Origin of the sequence: Xanthobacter versatilis, assembly GCF_043193975.1 — a bacterium.
Taxonomy (GTDB): Bacteria; Pseudomonadota; Alphaproteobacteria; order Rhizobiales; family Xanthobacteraceae; genus Xanthobacter; species Xanthobacter autotrophicus_E.
This window is the reverse complement of sequence record NZ_JBAFVB010000032.1, coordinates 1-735: the sequence shown is the minus strand read 5'-3', so window position 1 is coordinate 735 and position 735 is coordinate 1. Positions and strand designations below refer to the sequence as shown.

Here is a 735-nt window from a genome sequence, read left to right as displayed (position 1 = left end):
CCGGATCGACAACCGGCGACCACGGGACGTTCTGTTCCACAGCGGAGAGAGATGGCCGCGCGGCGAAATCGCAGCCCCCAGCGTTGCTCCACCTCCCGGGGGAGCGGGTCGGCGTCCGAGCCGGCCTTCACGAGGGACTGGTAGTGTTCCTGGTAGGTCTCGTCCCGGCGCAGGCATTCCCAGGCGAGGCCCTCCACCGACAGCGTGTCGAAATAGACGTAGCTGGCATCCTCTCGCCAGCGCGATGTATCGGGCTTCATCACTCGTCTCCGCATCCAGCGTGCGTGTCGAGTGAGGACAATCTGGGATTGAGAATACTGGGGGAAGTCTGCCAGGGAGCATCGCGTGATGCCGCAGCCGCATCACCCCTGCAAACGGGCTGCAACGTCAGACAGGGCGGTGGAGGAGGTCCTTGTAGCCGCTGGAGGCCACCCATCGGGCCCGGGCCAGATGGCTGTCATGGACATGACGGGCACGTTCGGACTCCCGAGCCGCGTCGATGCCGAACAGCACCGAGGCGATCTCCTCCCAGCCGGCGCCATCCGCCGTGGCGTCCAAAAGGCGCGCATAGAGCTTGATGTGCGCTCGGTCGTAGTCGGTGAGCTCGGAAGCGGACGGAGCGGTGTCTGCAAACGCGTCGGTCATGTCACCCCCCGTTTCCATGCCTGGCGCAGCCTTCGTCCCTTCTAGACGACGGCGGATGGTGAAGCGAGCCCGCGAGCCGGGAGCATCCCC

2 protein-coding genes are annotated in these 735 nt (G+C 66.0%); both read right to left on the bottom strand.

All coding sequences use genetic code 11. The features are described 5' to 3' along the window. Positions 1–260: transcriptional regulator domain-containing protein (locus V5F66_RS22240; RefSeq protein WP_394094738.1), on the bottom strand; the 260-nt coding region annotated here is incomplete at its 3' end. Between the two features lie 127 nt (positions 261–387). Beyond that, a complete protein-coding gene (locus V5F66_RS22235; RefSeq protein WP_149578528.1) occupies positions 388–645 on the bottom strand; it encodes a DNA -binding domain-containing protein in 258 nt (85 codons plus the stop codon). Positions 646–735: the final 90 nt, after the last annotated feature.

What these genes read in the sequence shown, in the direction of transcription:
- V5F66_RS22235 (WP_149578528.1), bottom strand. Translation starts at nt 645, where the DNA reads ATGACCGACGCGTTTGCAGACACCGCTCCGTCCGCTTCCGAGCTCACC.